Raw genomic sequence first — 13,827 nt, 5'->3', positions numbered from 1 at the left:
ATGTTCATCGATCTGACACCCGAGCAGCGCGCCCTCAAGGCCGAACTGCGCGAGTACTTCTCGACTCTCGTCACGCCCGAGGAACACGCGGTGATGCGCACCGAGAGGCACGGTCCGACCTACCGTGCCGTGATCCGGCGCATGGGATCCGACGGGTGGCTCGGGGTCGGATGGCCGACCGAGTTCGGCGGCAAGGGTTTCGGCGAGATCGAGCAACAGATCTTCGTCAACGAGGCGGCCCGCGCCGACGTGCCGTTGCCCGCGGTCACGCTGCAGACCGTCGGGCCGACGCTGCAGGTGTACGGCACCGCGGAGCAGAAGGAGCGGTTCCTGCCGGCCATCCTCGCGGGTGAGGTGCATTTCGCCATCGGCTACAGCGAGCCCGCGGCAGGGACCGACCTCGCGTCCCTGCGCACCGCGGCGGTCCGCGACGGCGACGACTACGTCGTCAACGGCCAGAAGCTGTGGACCACCGGCGGACACGACGCCGACTTCGTGTGGCTCGCCGTGCGCACCGATCCGAGCGCGCCGAAGCACAAGGGCATCTCGATCCTCATCGTCGACACGACCGACCCGGGCTACAGCTTCACCCCGATCATCACCGCCGACGGCGCCCACCACGTCAACGCCACCTACTACTCCGACGTCCGGGTCCCGGCCGGGATGCTCGTCGGTGAGGAGAACAAGGGGTGGAAGCTGTTGACCACACAGCTCAACCACGAACGCGTGATGCTCGGACCCGCCGGCCGGGTGGACGGTCTCCTCGCCCGCGTGGCCGCATGGACGCAACGACCCGGAGCGGACGGCACGGTGCCCGCGAAGAACCCCGACGTGAAACGCGCCCTGGCCGAGATCGCGGGGATCGCCCGCATCAACGAGCTGCTCAACTGGCAGGTGGCGTCGTCGGGCAACGAGTCGATCTCGATGGCCGATGCCGCGGCGACCAAGGTCTTCGCGACCGAACGGATCCAGCGGATCGGGCGCATCATCGACGAGATCATCGCCCGCCACGGGGATCTCACCGACCCGGACACCGCCGACCTCGTCGACTGGTTGGACGCCCAGCAGAAGCGGAACTCGGTGATCACCTTCGGTGGCGGGGTCAACGAGGTCATGCGCGACATGATCTCCACGGCGGGACTCGGCTTGCCGCGAGCGGCACGGTGAGCGTCGACAGCGCGACCGCTCCTCGTGTCGACGACGCGTCCGACCCGGACGCGATCCGCGCCGCCGCAGAGGCGATCCGGGCACGCGGTGCGAGTGCGCCGGTCGCCGGACGCGACCCGGTGAACACCCCGATGATCGCGAACTGGACCGAGGCGATCGGGGACACCAACCCGATCTACACCGACGACGACGCCGCGCGGGCAGCCGGATGGGACGGCATCGTCGCGCCACCGGCGATGGCGCAGGTGTGGACGATGCGCGGCCTGCACGGCCGACGTGCCGACGACGACCCGCTGGGTGCGGCATCGGAACTCTTCGACGCCGCCGGCTACACCTCGGTCGTCGCGACCAACTGCGACTCCACCTACCACCGGTACCTACGGCCGGGCGAGGAGATCACGCTGTCCTCGGAGCTGACCGATGTCGTCGGCCCCAAGACCACCGGCCTCGGTGAGGGGTGGTTCTTCACCACCCGCAACATGTGGCGGGTGGGTGACGAGGTCGTCGCCGAGATGGAGTTCCGCATGCTCAAGTTCCGCCCGCAGGCCGTGGCGGCGCAGGACGGGATCACGTCGTCGGCCGGTGCCGACACCTCCGACCTCGACGCCGCGACCATGATGCGCCCCAGCGCCTCCCGCGACACCGCCTTCTTCTGGGAGGGCGTCGCCGCGCACGAACTCCGCCTGCAACGCCGGCCCGACGGGACGCTGGTGCATCCGCCTGTGCCCGCACTGTGGTCGGCGCCGGGTGCGCCCATCGATCACCAGGTCGCCGCGGGCACCGGCCTCGTCCACAGCTTCGTCGTCCACCACGCCCCCCGCGTCCCGGGCCGCACGCTGCCGTTCGTCGTCGCCCTGGTCGAGCTCGACGAGGGTGTGCGGATGCTCGGTCAGCTGCGCGGCGTGGACCCCGCGGACGTGCGGATCGGACTGCCCGTCGAGGTCGAATTTCTCGACTTCCCCGCTGATCCCGACGGTCCCCCGGGTGCCGACGGACCGTGGACGCTGTACGCCTGGCGCGCTCGTGAGACCGGAGGAACCGCGTGACCGTCTCGACTGCCCCGCCGGCCGCGACCGTCGGCATCGGACTGCCGGAACTGCGGATCGAGGCCACCCCGACCTTCATCGTGTCGAGCGCTCTGGCGACCCGCGACTTCCAGGACGTCCACCACGACCGCGATCTCGCACACGCGAAGGGGTCGAAGGACATCTTCGTCAACATCCTCACCGACACCGGTCTCGTCGGACGGTTCGTCACCGACTGGGCGGGACAGCGAGCCCGGATCCGGTCCATCACCCTGCGTCTCGGTGTCCCGTGGTACGCCTACGACACCCTGGCGCTGACCGGGACGGTGACCGCACTCGACGCCGGGGTTGCGACCGTCGACGTGGTCGGGACGAACTCCCTGGGCAAGCATGTGGTGTCCACCGTCTCCGTCGTCCTGGACCACACCGTGTCGGATTCTTCTGCGTCGGAATCTTCTGTCGGAGGCGATCGATGACCGCGTCACTGTCCGGTGCGGCGGCGATCGTCGGTGTCGGCGCCACCGACTTCTCCAAGGACTCCGGGCGCAGCGAGTTGCGGCTCGCCGCCGAGGCCGTCACCGCGGCCATCGCGGACGCGGGCCTGACACCGGCGGACGTCGACGGCCTGGTCTCGTTCACGATGGACACCAACACCGAGATCGCGGTGGCACGCGCCACGGGCATCGGCGAGCTGACCTACTTCTCCCGCATCCACTACGGCGGCGGCGCAGCGTGTTCCACCGTCCAGCAGGCGGCGATGGCCGTCGCGACGGGCGTCGCGGACGTGGTCGTCGCCTACCGGGCGTTCAACGAGCGGTCCGGGATGCGCTTCGGGCAGGTGAACGCAGGTCTGGCCGCGCAGGACAACTCGTCCGGCACCGACAACGCCTTCAGCTACCCGCACGGGTTGTCGACACCCGCGGCGTTCGTCGCCATGGTCGCCCAGCGGTACATGCACGACTTCGGCGTCACCAGCGAGGACTTCGGACGGATCGCCGTCGTCGACCGCAAGCACGCCGCCGTGAACCCGGCCGCGTTCTTCCACGGCAAACCCATCACCCTCGAAGATCACCAGAACTCACGGTGGATCGCCGAGCCGCTGCACCTTCTGGACTGCTGTCAGGAATCGGACGGCGGTGTCGCGCTGGTGATCACCTCGGCCGAGCGGGCGCGCGACCTCCCGCACACCCCCGTCGCGATCGCCGGGGCCGCGTCGGGGAGCGGTCAGGACCAATACATCATGACCAGTTACTACCGTGACGACCTCGCGGGTCTGCCCGAGATGGGGTTGGTCGGCCGTCAGCTCTGGGAGCAGTCCGGCCTGCGCCCGGACGACATGGACGTCGCGATCCTCTACGACCACTTCACCCCCTACACGCTCATGCAGCTCGAGGAGCTCGGCTTCTGTGGTCGGGGTGAGGCGAAGGACCTGGTGCGGGAGCCCGGCGCCCTGGAGGTGGGTGGCCGCATCCCGCTGAACACCCACGGCGGGCAGCTCGGTGAGGCCTACATCCACGGGATGAACGGCATCGCCGAGGGCGTCCGGCAACTCCGCGGGACGTCGGTGAACCAGGTCGACGACGCCCGACGGGTCGTCGTCACCGCCGGCACCGGCGTCCCCACGAGTGGATTGGTTCTCACGACATGACCGACACGACAGTGCCGCCCACCACGACCGGCGAGGTGGAGACCGACTTCAACCTCGGCGACATCTTCGAGGCCATCGCCGACGCCGTACCCGACCGTCCTGCCATCGGATACGAGGGCACCGACGTGTCCTACCGCGAACTCGACGAGCGCGCCAACGCGATGGGGCATCTGTTCCTCGCCCACGGCATCGGCCCCGGCGACCATGTCGCGCTGTACCTCAAGAACAGCCTCGAGCACGTCTACGCGATGGTCGCGTTGCTCAAGATCGGTGCGACGTCGGTGAACGTCAACTACCGCTACACCGCAGCGGAACTCGGTTACATCGTCGACAACGCGGACGTCACCGCGGTCGTCGTCGAGCTGCCCGAGCATCAGCGCACGCTGGCGTCGGTGCTGCCCGGCAGCCGGGTGCACACGGTGTTCGTCGTCGGGGACACCGTCGACGAGCTCGCGGCCGCCGCGTCCGCGTCGACGACGGTGGCCACGGTGGACCTCTCCGGGCAGAGCACCGAGCGGGACTTCGCGCCGCGCACCGGTGATCAGCTGTACCTGCTGTACACCGGTGGCACCACCGGCTATCCGAAGGGCGTGATGTGGCGCCACGACGACTTCTTCCACAAGCCGCTGTCGGGCGGGAACCCCTACGGTCCGGAGTCGCTCACGGACCTCGCCGCCATCGCCCACAACGCCAGTACCTTTGCGCCGCTGTCGTTCCTGCTGGCCGCCCCGCTGATGCACGGCGCCGCGATCTACTCGATGTTCATGTTCTTCATCAACGGTGGACGCCTGGTCCTGCAGCGCGACTTCGTCGCCTCGAAGGTCCTCGACGCCGTCGAGAACGGCGGGGTGCAGATCATCCTCATCGTCGGGGACGGGATGGGTGCACCGCTCGTCGCGGAGATGGAACGGCGACAGGCGGCCGGCACCCTGGACGTGACAGGCCTGCTGTCGATCACGAACGGCGGTGCCATCTGGTCGACCTCGGTGCGCGAACGGATGCGGGCGGTCAAGCCCGACCTCTGGTTCCGCGACAACTTCGGTGCGTCGGAGACCGGCAACGACGGCGAACTCCTGATCGACGAGCACGGCACGCTGCGGTCCGCCCCGAGTCCGGGGATGACGGTGCTCGACGAGTCGCTGACGCCGGTCGAGCCCGGGTCGCCGGACATCGGCTACATCGCCCGGGTCGGTCGGGTCCCGTTGGGCTACTACAAGGACCCGGAGAAGTCGGCACGGACGTTCGTGACCCTGCCCGACGGGCGGCGCGCGGCGATCCTCGGTGACATGGGTCGGCTCGAGGAGGACGGCAGCATCGTCTTCCTCGGTCGCGGATCGGGGTGCATCAACACCGGCGGCGAGAAGGTCTTCCCCGAAGAGGTGGAGGCTGTCGTGCAGGGACACCCGGACGTCGCCGACGTCCTGGTGGTCGGTGTCCCCGACGAGCGCTTCGGGCAGAAGGTGGCCGCGGTCGTCTCCGCGCCCGACGGCGCGACACCCCCGACGATGGAGGAACTGCAGGCCCACTGTCGGCAGAGTCTCGCCGGCTACAAGGTCCCGCGACTGGTCGTGCCCGTCGACGCCGTGAAGCGCAGCCCCGCGGGCAAGGCCGACTACCGGTGGGCGAGCGCCACAGCCACCTCGGCCCTGGAGTCCGCCACCGGCGTGAACACCCCGTCTTCTGGGCGGTAGGGGCTGGGGTCAGACCTCGCCTGAGCGGGGCTCACCCGTGTCGATGGGTGCGGCGTCCTGCGCGTCGGGCATGCGGGTCGGTGTCCAGAAGAACAGGACCACCGACCCGGCGACGACGATCGACCCGAGGACGATGTAGGCCTGGCTCATCGGGGCCAGGAAGGCGTCGCGTGCGCCGGACGCGATGGTGTCGGCCACAGGACCCGGGATGCGTTGTCGAAGCTGATCCGCGACGGCCGAGGCCTCGGCCAGCGACTTGCCGATCCGGTCGGTGATGGTGTCGATCTGGCCCAGGATCGCCTGGCCGTCGGCGACACGACCGGATGCCGACAGCTGCTGGGCGACGCCCCGGAGTTGCTCACGTGCGGCGTCGACGGTGCCGCTGATGCGCGTGGTGAACCCGGCCGCGACGATGCTGCCCGCCAGTGCCATCCCGATCGCGGCACCGAGTTCCCGCGAGGTGTCGTTCACCGCCGAGGCGATCCCCTGGTTGTCGGCGGGGGTGGACACCATGATGCCGGTGGTCGCCGGCGCACCGGCCAGTCCGATGCCGAACGCCATCACGCTCAGCTCGGCGGCGATCACCCAGTAGGTGTCGGAGTCGTACACCCCGAGCACGACGATCGCGACGCCGAACACGAACATCCCGACGGGCATGACCGCACGGAAACTGAACCGCACCGCGGCCCAGGTGCCGACGAGGGACATCACCATCACCACGACGACGAGGGGGATCAGGGCCAGAGCGGACTTCAGCGGCGAGTAGCCCATGATGATCTGGAAGCGTTGCAGCACCAGGAAGAACACGCCGAACGACCCGATGAACTGCAGCGCGATCGCGAACGACCCGGCACCGAAGGCGCGTCGACGGAAGAGTCGGACATCGAGCAGGGTGCGCGTGCCCCTGAGCTGGAGCCAGACGAAGATCGCCGCGAGCACGAGACCGCCGACGAGCCCGACGAGAACGAGGGGGTCGGCCCATCCGCGGATCGGGCCCTCGATGAGCCCGAACACGAACGCGGCGACCGCGACCGCCGAGGTGATCGAGCCGAGGACGTCGAATCGGGGCGGGTTCGCGTCGCGGGAGCTCCCGATGGTCAACGACAGCAGCGCCATCGACGCCGCCGCCACGGCGAAGGCGATGAAGATCGAGTGCCACGAGAAGAACTCGAGCAGGACGCCGGTGACGAGGAACCCCAGGATCGCGCCGGCGCCGGCGACGCCGGCCCAGATGCCCACGGCCAGGGGTCGTCTGCTCTCGGGTACCCCGGACGTGATGAGCGACAGCGTCGCCGGCATCACCAGCGCGGCACCGGCGCCCGCGATGACGCGGGTCGCGATGATCTCCTCCGGGGTCGACAGCACGATCGCCAGCGCCGACGCGATCGCGAAGATGACGAGCCCGACGACGAGCACACCCCGTCGGCCGAACCGGTCGCCGAGCGCACCGCACGGCAACAGCAGCGCAGCGAGCGTGAGCGTGTATCCGTCGACGAGCCAGGTGATCTGCGCGGAGTCGGCGCCGATGTCCGGGGCGATCTCGGCGAGGGCGACGTTGAGCGACGCCATCGCGGCGACGACCGCGCTCAGGGCCGAGCACGCGACGACGATGAGCCAGATGTCCCGCAGCGCCAGCTTGTCCGGCTTCGTGGCGGTGGTCGGGGTCGTGACGGTCATCGGTCAGCCCTCGCCGTTCGGGCGCTCGTCACCGGGGTGTTGTCCGATCGTGACCACGAGACACGCGCAGCCTCCCGTGTCACGTGTGTAACGCATGTCACTCTGGTTGTCGCTAGTCACAAGATCACTCATTCCGGGTCGACGCAGCCCCGGGCGAAAGGAACCGTGATCATGGCCGCGATCTCCCCCCGCGACACATCCCACTCCAGCACCTCGGTGCGCATCTGGCGGATCGTCGCCATGCTGGCCCCTCTCGTCGGACTCGTGATCGGCATGTTGCTGGTCATGGGGTCGATGGGCTGACCATCGGACGCGCCGACCAGCGTCGGTGCGCCACATTTTTGAGACTAACAGTCTCGTACACTTCTCGGCGACGGTCGAACGACGAGAGGTGGTGACACGGTGCGACGCAGCGACCCGCGACCGGCCCGGTCCCGTGCCAAGCTCGTCGACGCCGCTGCGGGACTGGTGCGCGAGCACGGACCCGCCGCGGTCACCGTGGATGCCGTCATCGGCGCCGCCGACGTCAGCCGCGCCACGTTCTACCGCCACTTCGCGAGCACGACGGAACTGGTCGCCGCCGCGTTCGCCGTCGTGATGCCGACCGCCCCGGCCCCGTCGGCGACGGGTTCCGTGCACGACCGACTGACCGAACTCGTTCTCGCCCAGGCGCGTCTGATCGCGGAGGTCCCGGCGACGACCACCGTCCTCGCGTGGCTCTCGCTCGGCGTCGACCTCGACACCGGATCGGTGGACCGGGTGCGCGAGGGAGCCGAGATGCTCACGCTGCGTGAACGCGTCGCCGATCAGTTCCTCCGCCCGTTCGACGAGGTCCTGTCGAGCCCGGACGCGGTCGAGCTGTTGGGCGACGTCGACCGCGTGCTGGCGATGTCGTTGCTCATCGGCCCGCTGGCGATGGGTCGCCTCAGCACGCTGCCGTCGTTCGACTACGAGAAGACCGCCCGCGCGGCCGTCGACGGCTTCGTCGCGCTGCATGCGCGCGAGCGGTGAGGATCAGCCGCGCGTGAGGACGACGTTGCCGAGCACCGGCGCCCCGTCGCGCTCGATCGCCGCCGCGGCCGCCACGAGCTGATCGCCGGTGTCCCACACCGAGATGCGCAGGGTCTCGCCCGGGAAGACGACGCCGGCGAACGTGGCACCGAACGACCCCACGGCCGTCGGGTCACCGCCGAGCGCCGCGTCGACGACAGCCCGGCACGTCAGGCCGTAGCTGCACAGACCGTGCAGGATCGGCGCGGGGAACCCCGCGTCCTTCGCGAACGCGGGGTCGGAGTGGAGTGGGTTGCGGTCGCCGCAGAGGCGGTACAGCAGAGCCTGATCCGGACGGGTGGGCACCGTCAGGACGTGGTCGGCTTCACCATCGGGGACATCGACGCGGGTGGAGCGCCCACGCTCGCCGCCGAAACCGCCCTCGCCCTTGGCGAAGATCGCCGAGCGCGACGTCCACAGCAGGTCGCCCGAGTCCCCGGTGGTCTCCGACTCCTGGATGATGACCGCCGCGGAGCCCTTGTCCTGGATCTCGGCGATCCGTGTCCGCGTCGTCGCCGTCCCGGCCGCCGGGATGGGCCGATGGGCGGTGACCTGCTGACTGCCGTGGACCACCTTGGCCAGATCGATCTCGACACCGGGGAAGGACACCGTCGGCGGTGTGTCGTCGTGGAATCCCGCGGCCACCGTCGCGAAGGTGGGCAACACCTTCGGGTCACGGTCGTCGACGTAGCGCAACCCCTCGGTGTCCAGGGGATCGGCAGCCGCGCCGACGGCCAGGTTGTAGAGCGCCACATCCGACGCGGACCACGAGAACGTGGTCGAACCCAGGTCGGCGCCGAGCGCGACGTCGAGATCGATCGGCATCAGACAGCCCGGGCGTCGGTCACCGAGTCGGCGCCCTGTCCGGCCATGTCCAGTGCCGCGAGGTATCCGAACACCATCGCGGGACCGATCGTCGCGCCCGGGCCGGCGTAGGTGTGGCCCATGACCGGGGAGCTGGTGTTGCCCGCGGCGTAGAGCCCGCTGATCACCGAACCGTCGGCGCGCAGTGCGCGACCCGATGTGTCGGTGTCGATCCCACCCTTGGTGCCCAGGTCACCGGGATACATCTTCACCGCCCAGAACGGTGCCTTCGTCAGCTCGCCGAGGCCGGGGTTCGGCTTGTTGGTGATGTCGCCGTAGTAGTGGTCGTAGCCGCTCTCGCCGCGGTGGAAGTCCTCGTCGACCCCGGTCTTCGCGAACCCGTTGAACCGTTCGACGGTGGCCTGCAACGCGTCGGCGGGCACCTCCATCTTCGCGGCGAGCTCGGCGATGCTGTCGGCCTTGATGATGCTGCCGGTCGCGAGCCACTTCTTGGGCAGCGGTTGGCGGCCCGGGACCCCGGCGAAGAGGTAGCGGTCGCGGTAACCCTGGTCGAACACGAGCCACGCGGGCACGTTCTCGCCCGGGCCGTCGCCCTGTCCGTACTCGCCGCCGTACATGCGGTGCACCGCTTCGACATACGGCAGCGACTCGTTCATGAAGCGCTGTCCGCGGGTGTTGACCATGAAGCTGCGCGGCAGCGACCGCTCGGCGAGGGCGAACCACGGGCCGCGCGGGAGCATGAACGTCGGACCCCACCAGGAGTCCTCCATGAACGACACGGATGCACCCAGTTTCAGGCCGGCGGTGATGCCGTCACCGGTGTTCGACGGCGCACCGGTGGTCCACTCGCTGCCGATCGGGTCGCGCTGGTACTTGCGGCGCATCTCCTCGTTGTGCTCGAAACCGCCGCACGCCAGCACGACCCCGCGACGGGCCGTGATGGTCCGCCGCTCACCTTTGTGCTCGACGACGACGCCGGTGACCCTGTCGTTCTCGGTCACGAGGTCCAGCAGAGGGGTCTCGAGGAACATCGGCACGCCGGCGCGGCGGACGCCGAGCAGCAGGCCCGACATGAGGGCCGCGCCCATCCCGATGATCCGCTTGCCGGTCATCTTCGCGCCGAACGTGCGGGCGCCGACCTGCATCATCTTCACCGGTCCACGCCAGTGCCGCAGGCCCATGCTCATCCACCGGTAGTCGGACTGCTTCACCACGACGTTCAGCGGCGCCTTGGTGTACGGCGGATGGATGGTCGCGGCGTCGGCACCGAGCCGGCGGGTGTCGAACGGACGCGGTTCACACGACCGCCCGTGCAGCCGGCCACCGGGAGCCTCGGGGTAGTAGTCGGAGTAGTTCTTCACCCACTCGAGGTCGATCTCGGAGTGGTCGATGAGGAAGTCCAGGGCCTCGGGACCGCGGTCGATGTAGGTGTCGATCTTCTCCTCGGGCACCACGTCGCCCACGATCGACTTCACGTACTGGCGCGCGGCAGCGTCGGTGTCCTGCACACCGTCGCGGCGCAGCACCGAGTTGTTGGGGATCCACACGCCGCCGCCCGAGCGGGAGGTCGACCCTCCCCAGTGGGCCGCCTTCTCGATGAGGACGGTCGACAGTCCCCGGGACGCCGCGGTGATGGCGGCACTCATCCCGGCCGCCCCGGAGCCCACGACGACGACGTCGTAGGCCGACTGCAGCTCGCTGCCGCCGGAGGTGTTCGCGCTGGTCATGGGCACACCCTTCACACATTTCTAGAACACGTTATAGAATTGCCGCTCGAGCCAGTTATACCAGCCCGTGAGCCGTTCTCCACCCCCACGGGACCGCCCGGACGCCCAACCCGTCCACCACCGCAGGGAGCGCGCATGACCGTCGCCGACGACGTCCGCCGACGGATCGCCGACGACCTGGCGCGGGCGGAGGAGAGCGCGACAGCTATCGATCCGCCGACGTCGGCCCACCCCGATCTCGACGTGGTCGACGCCTACGAGATCCAGCTGATCAACATCCGCCGTCGACTCGACGCAGGTGCTCGGATCGCCGGGCACAAGGTGGGGCTCGCGTCGGAGGCGATGCAGCAGATGATGGGCGTCGACGAGCCCGACTACGGGCATCTGCTCGACACGATGCAGTACCACCAGGGGACGCCGATCGACGCGTCCGCGTTCTGCTTCCCCCGGGTCGAGGTGGAGGTCGGGTTCCTCCTCGGGGAGGACCTGCCCGGGGCGAACTGCACCAACGGCGACGTCGTCGACGCGGTGGAGTGGGTGGTGCCGTCCATCGAACTCATCGACAGCCGTATCCGTGACTGGCGGATCACGCTGTGCGACACGATCGCCGACAACGCGTCGTCGCTGGGATGGGTGCTCGGGGACGAGCGTGTCGGGATCGAGGACATCGACGTCGGCGACATCGACGCGGTGCTGCACCGCAACGGCGAGGTCGTCGCGAAGGGCAACTCCTCGGCGGTGCTGGGCAATCCGCTGACCGCGGTGGCCTGGCTGGCCCGCAAGGTCGACTCCTTCGGCGTGCGGCTGAAGGCCGGCGACGTCATCCTCCCGGGCACCGCGACCCGCGCCATCGACATCCGCCCCGGCGACGACTTCCACGCAGAGTTCACCGGGCTGGGCTCGGTGTCGCTGCAGTTCCGCTGACACCTCACTCGAACCGCGATCCCATCCGGGCGCACCACACATCACAGGGCAGGAGGCACGCAGTGCCGCAGAAGGTCACCGCCGCGATCATCGGGTCGGGCAACATCGGGACCGACCTGATGTACAAACTCGAACGCTCCGAGGTGATCTCGCCGCGCTGGATGGTCGGGATCGATTCGGACTCCGAGGGCATGAAGCGTGCCGCCGACCACGGGCTGATCACCATGTCGGGTGGGGCCGAGGAGTTGTTGTCGTCGTCGGAGAAGCCGGATCTGATCTTCGAGGCGACGTCGGCGTACGTCCACCGCGAGTACGCGCCGCGGTACGAGGCGGCGGGGATCACCGCGATCGACCTGACGCCGGCCGCGGTCGGCCCGGCGGTCGTGCCGCCGGCGAACCTGCGCGAGCACCTCGACAAGCCCAACACGAACATGATCACCTGCGGCGGTCAGGCGACGATCCCGATGGTGCACGCGGTGTCGTCGGTGGTGCCGGTGGCCTACGCCGAGATCGTCGCGTCGGTCGCCTCGGTGTCGGCGGGTCCGGGGACGCGGGCGAACATCGACGAGTTCACCAAGACCACGTCGAAGGGCATCGAGACGATCGGCGGCGCCGATAGGGGGAAGGCGATCATCATCCTCAACCCGGCCGACCCGCCGATGATCATGCGCGACACCATCTTCTGCGCCATCCCAGAGGACGCCGACACCGATGCGATCGCCGAGTCGATCCACCGGCGTGAGAAGGAGATCCAGTCCTACGTGCCCGGATACCGGCTGCTGCAAGACCCGCAGTTCGACCCGCCGAGTGTCGTCAACGGCGGCATGGCGCGGGTGTCGATCTTCGTCGAGGTCGAGGGCGCCGGGGATTTCCTGCCGCCGTATGCGGGCAACCTCGACATCATGACCGCCGCCGCCACGAAGGTCGGCGAAGAGCTGGCCAAGCAGAAGCTGGGGATCTGACATGAGCGCGATCGCGTACTCCGACACCCTCGACATCCGGGTCACCGACTCGTCGCTGCGCGACGGCAGCCACCACAAGCGCCACCAGTTCACCGAGCAGGACGTCCGCGACATCGTCGGCGCGCTCGACGGCGCCGGGGTCCCGGTCATCGAGGTGACCCACGGCGACGGTCTCGGTGGGTCGTCGTTCAACTACGGGTTCTCCAAGACCCCGGAGCAGCAGCTGATCCGCGCTGCGGTGGAGACCGCCACGACGGCGAAGATCGCCTTCCTGATGCTGCCCGGGCTGGGCGTGAAGGACGACATCCGCGCTGCGCAGGACAACGGTGCGCAGATCTGTCGGATCGCCACCCACTGCACCGAGGCCGACGTCTCCATCCAGCACTTCGGGCTCGCCCGCGAACTCGGTCTCGAGACGGTCGGGTTCCTGATGATGAGCCACAGCCAGCCACCGGAGGTCCTCGCGCAGCAGGCCCGCATCCAGGTCGACGCGGGATGCCAGTGCGTCTATGTGGTCGACTCCGCGGGTGCGCTGGTGCTCGAGCAGGTCTCGGATCGGGTGTCGGCGCTGGTCGCCGAGCTCGGCGACGACGCGCAGGTCGGCTTCCATGGCCACGAGAACCTCGACATCGCCGTCGCCAACTCCGTCGCCGCGGTACGGGCAGGCGCCCGCCAGATCGACGGCTCGGTGCGTCGGTTCGGTGCCGGCGCGGGCAACACGCCGGTCGAGGCGTTCGTCGCGGTGTGCGACAAGCTCGGCATCCGCACCGGCATCGACTTCATGAAGATCGCCGACGCCGCCCAGGACGTCGTCGCGCCGATCATGCCCAGCGAGTGCCTCGTGGACCGCGCCGCGATGATGATGGGCTACGCCGGCTGCTACAGCTCGTTCCTCAAGCACGCCGAGGGTCATGCCGCCAAGTACGGCGTCTCGGTGGCGGAGATCCTCCTCGAGGCCGGCGCCCGCAAACTCGTCGGCGGCCAAGAGGACCAACTCATCGACATCGCCCTCGAACTCCGCAAGAAACAAGACGCCAACGCCGGAGTCTGACCGGCGTTCCCGCGCCGACCTCGCCACCCCGCGCCCTGCACGACGCGGGTTCAGGAGCCCGCCGCGGGTGCCATCCCCGC

13 protein-coding genes are annotated in these 13,827 nt (G+C 69.2%); 10 read left to right on the top strand and 3 right to left on the bottom strand.

All coding sequences use genetic code 11. The features are described 5' to 3' along the window. The 5 genes from LX14_RS03575 to LX14_RS03555 are packed head-to-tail and all read left to right on the top strand — an operon-like array spanning window position 1 to window position 5,531. Entirely contained in the window at window positions 1-1,167 is a 1,167-nt protein-coding gene (locus LX14_RS03575; RefSeq protein ID WP_253645896.1) for an acyl-CoA dehydrogenase family protein, read from the top strand. Continuing rightward, complete coding sequence (locus LX14_RS03570) at window positions 1,164-2,213, top strand: bifunctional MaoC family dehydratase N-terminal/OB-fold nucleic acid binding domain-containing protein (protein WP_308214065.1); 1,050 nt, start codon at window positions 1,164-1,166, stop codon at window positions 2,211-2,213. The genes LX14_RS03575 and LX14_RS03570 overlap by 4 nt, the downstream gene beginning before the upstream one ends. Continuing rightward, a complete protein-coding gene (locus LX14_RS03565) occupies window positions 2,210-2,668 on the top strand; it encodes a hotdog family protein (protein ID WP_253645895.1) in 459 nt (152 codons plus the stop codon). Before LX14_RS03570 ends, LX14_RS03565 begins: the two co-directional genes overlap by 4 nt. Further along, the gene (locus LX14_RS03560) at window positions 2,665-3,840 is read left to right on the top strand and encodes a lipid-transfer protein (protein WP_253645894.1); all 1,176 of its coding nucleotides are present in this window, start codon (window positions 2,665-2,667) and stop codon (window positions 3,838-3,840) included. Before LX14_RS03565 ends, LX14_RS03560 begins: the two co-directional genes overlap by 4 nt. After that, a complete protein-coding gene (locus tag LX14_RS03555) occupies window positions 3,837-5,531 on the top strand; it encodes an AMP-binding protein (protein WP_253645893.1) in 1,695 nt (564 codons plus the stop codon). Before LX14_RS03560 ends, LX14_RS03555 begins: the two co-directional genes overlap by 4 nt. 9 nt (window positions 5,532-5,540) lie before the next feature. Here the strand turns inward: LX14_RS03555 and LX14_RS03550 are convergent, their stop codons facing one another. Further along, window positions 5,541-7,208, bottom strand: a complete 1,668-nt coding sequence (locus tag LX14_RS03550; RefSeq protein WP_253645892.1) for an MFS transporter — start codon at window positions 7,206-7,208, stop codon at window positions 5,541-5,543. A gap of 171 nt (window positions 7,209-7,379) precedes the next feature. Between LX14_RS03550 and LX14_RS20600 the strand changes: the two genes are divergently transcribed. Both LX14_RS20600 and LX14_RS03545 read left to right on the top strand, forming a co-directional pair. Continuing rightward, on the top strand, window positions 7,380-7,511 hold the full coding sequence (locus tag LX14_RS20600; RefSeq protein WP_301283153.1) for a hypothetical protein: 132 nt from the start codon (window positions 7,380-7,382) through the stop codon (window positions 7,509-7,511). 99 nt (window positions 7,512-7,610) lie between these two features. After that, the gene (locus LX14_RS03545) at window positions 7,611-8,219 is read left to right on the top strand and encodes a TetR/AcrR family transcriptional regulator (protein ID WP_253645891.1); all 609 of its coding nucleotides are present in this window, start codon (window positions 7,611-7,613) and stop codon (window positions 8,217-8,219) included. Window positions 8,220-8,222: 3 nt separating this feature from the next. Here LX14_RS03545 and chsH3 read toward each other — a convergent pair whose 3' ends face one another. Together chsH3 and kstD are read right to left on the bottom strand one after the other, a co-directional pair. Beyond that, complete coding sequence (gene chsH3 / locus LX14_RS03540) at window positions 8,223-9,083, bottom strand: enoyl-CoA hydratase ChsH3 (RefSeq protein ID WP_253645890.1); 861 nt, start codon at window positions 9,081-9,083, stop codon at window positions 8,223-8,225. Beyond that, entirely contained in the window at window positions 9,083-10,810 is a 1,728-nt protein-coding gene (gene kstD / locus LX14_RS03535; RefSeq protein WP_253645889.1) for a 3-oxosteroid 1-dehydrogenase, read from the bottom strand. The genes chsH3 and kstD overlap by 1 nt, the downstream gene beginning before the upstream one ends. 135 nt (window positions 10,811-10,945) lie before the next feature. Between kstD and LX14_RS03530 the strand changes: the two genes are divergently transcribed. The 3 genes from LX14_RS03530 (at window position 10,946) to dmpG (ending at window position 13,747) form a co-directional block, all read left to right on the top strand. Then, on the top strand, window positions 10,946-11,734 hold the full coding sequence (locus LX14_RS03530) for a 2-keto-4-pentenoate hydratase (protein WP_253645888.1): 789 nt from the start codon (window positions 10,946-10,948) through the stop codon (window positions 11,732-11,734). A gap of 62 nt (window positions 11,735-11,796) precedes the next feature. Continuing rightward, window positions 11,797-12,696 carry an acetaldehyde dehydrogenase (acetylating) gene (locus LX14_RS03525; protein ID WP_253645887.1) on the top strand — a complete coding sequence of 300 codons (900 nt, stop codon included), beginning with the start codon at window positions 11,797-11,799 and terminating at the stop codon, window positions 12,694-12,696. A 1-nt stretch (window position 12,697) separates the two neighbouring features. Continuing rightward, window positions 12,698-13,747, top strand: coding sequence for a 4-hydroxy-2-oxovalerate aldolase (gene dmpG / locus LX14_RS03520; protein ID WP_253645886.1), 1,050 nt, complete (start codon window positions 12,698-12,700; stop codon window positions 13,745-13,747). The last annotated feature ends 80 nt before the right edge of the window (window positions 13,748-13,827 follow it).

The sequence above is a fragment of the Williamsia deligens genome, assembly GCF_024171765.1.
GTDB lineage: Bacteria > Actinomycetota > Actinomycetes > Mycobacteriales > Mycobacteriaceae > Williamsia_A > Williamsia_A deligens.
This window is presented reverse-complemented; position numbering and strand designations above follow the sequence as displayed.

Excerpts from the sequence above, each read along its gene's own strand:
- kstD (WP_253645889.1), bottom strand. The coding sequence starts at position 10,810 with ATGACCAGCGCGAACACCTCCGGCGGCAGCGAGCTGCAGTCGGCCTAC.
- chsH3 (WP_253645890.1), bottom strand. The coding sequence starts at position 9,083 with ATGCCGATCGATCTCGACGTCGCGCTCGGCGCCGACCTGGGTTCGACC.
- LX14_RS03550 (WP_253645892.1), bottom strand. The coding sequence starts at position 7,208 with ATGACCGTCACGACCCCGACCACCGCCACGAAGCCGGACAAGCTGGCG.
- dmpG (WP_253645886.1), top strand. The coding sequence starts at position 12,698 with ATGAGCGCGATCGCGTACTCCGACACCCTCGACATCCGGGTCACCGAC.
- LX14_RS03575 (WP_253645896.1), top strand. The coding sequence starts at position 1 with ATGTTCATCGATCTGACACCCGAGCAGCGCGCCCTCAAGGCCGAACTG.
- LX14_RS03555 (WP_253645893.1), top strand. The coding sequence starts at position 3,837 with ATGACCGACACGACAGTGCCGCCCACCACGACCGGCGAGGTGGAGACC.
- LX14_RS03530 (WP_253645888.1), top strand. The coding sequence starts at position 10,946 with ATGACCGTCGCCGACGACGTCCGCCGACGGATCGCCGACGACCTGGCG.
- LX14_RS03560 (WP_253645894.1), top strand. The coding sequence starts at position 2,665 with ATGACCGCGTCACTGTCCGGTGCGGCGGCGATCGTCGGTGTCGGCGCC.
- LX14_RS20600 (WP_301283153.1), top strand. The coding sequence starts at position 7,380 with ATGGCCGCGATCTCCCCCCGCGACACATCCCACTCCAGCACCTCGGTG.